Origin of the sequence: Massilia sp. TWP1-3-3 (assembly GCF_049897805.1) — a bacterium.
GTDB lineage: Bacteria > Pseudomonadota > Gammaproteobacteria > Burkholderiales > Burkholderiaceae_D > Telluria_A.
Genome location: NZ_JAFCWX010000115.1, coordinates 1 through 1,096 on the forward strand (window position 1 = coordinate 1; position 1,096 = coordinate 1,096).

The window sequence follows — 1,096 nt, forward strand, 5'->3', positions numbered from 1 at the left end:
GGCGGTTTCAAATACCAAGCGCAACACTGGGTTAATTAACAGTGTCAGTCGGATGTTGCAGCAAGGCTATGTGCTGAGTATAAACGACGAGCGGCGATTCATAATCTAGCCTCGCCCTCGGACGTGTATTAAGCGACAGGGCGATGGCATCGAGCTCGTCTTGGGAGTAGATTGACAAGTCAGATCCTTTCGGCATGTACTGGCGTAGCAGTCCATTGGTGTTCTCGTTAGAGCCGCGCTGCCAAGGGCTGTGCGGGTCGGCGAAATAGATCTGGACGCCAGTTCGCTCAGTGAGGATTTTGTGGCCGTGCATCTCGCGGCCTTGGTCGTAAGTCATGGTCTTGCGCATCGCCGCCGGCTCGCGGTTGAGCACTGCCGAGAAGCTGTCGACGACGGCCTTGGTGGTCGCGTTATCCATCTTGGCGAGCACCACAAAACCGGTCGTACGTTCGACTAGCGTGCCGACCGAGGAGCGGTTGCCAGCGCCCTTGATCAGGTCACCCTCCCAGTGACCAGGGATGAGGCGGTCCTCGACCTCTGCAGGGCGGATATGGATGCTCTGCATGTCTTGGATCTGGTAGCGCCGATCGGTGCCTCGGCTGCGCGGTTTGCGTACTTGGTTATGGTGCCGGAGGCAGGCAATCAGCTCGCGTTTGAGCTCTCCGCGTGGATGCAAATAGATGGCGTTGTAGATGGTCTCGTGGGACACAGATTTTTCAGAATTGTCGGGCCAAAGGAGCTTAAGTTTGCGCGCTATTTGCTGCGGCGACCAGAGAAGTTTGAGCTGGTGCCGAACCACTTGGAACAAGGCGCCATCAACGTGCATCTTGGGCAGGCGGCGCGGCAGAAGGCGCCGCACATGGCATTGCACGTGGGCCTGGTCAGCGTCGTAGACACCAGTGCCGCTCGTGCGCTTGAGTTCGCGACTGATTGTGCTGGCTGAACGGCAAAGGCGTTTAGCAATGGATCGGGTAGAGCATTGGTCGGCGCGCATGGTCATGACGACGGCGCGCTCTTGAGTAGTCAGATGTTTGTAGATTTTTGCCATGGCGGCACCTTACAGCAGAAGGTGTTGCACTTGGTCTTTGAGAACGCC

General features: G+C 57.5%; 1 protein-coding gene. It reads right to left on the reverse strand.

Annotation, left to right across the window (positions count from 1 at the left end):
* Window positions 1-31 precede the first annotated feature (31 nt).
* The gene (locus tag ACP7D4_RS28065) at window positions 32-1,048 is read right to left on the reverse strand and encodes an IS30 family transposase (RefSeq protein ID WP_426108014.1); all 1,017 of its coding nucleotides are present in this window, start codon (window positions 1,046-1,048) and stop codon (window positions 32-34) included.
* Window positions 1,049-1,096 lie beyond the last annotated feature (48 nt).

What these genes read in the sequence shown, in the direction of transcription:
- ACP7D4_RS28065 (WP_426108014.1), bottom strand. Translation starts at nt 1,048, where the DNA reads ATGGCAAAAATCTACAAACATCTGACTACTCAAGAGCGCGCCGTCGTC.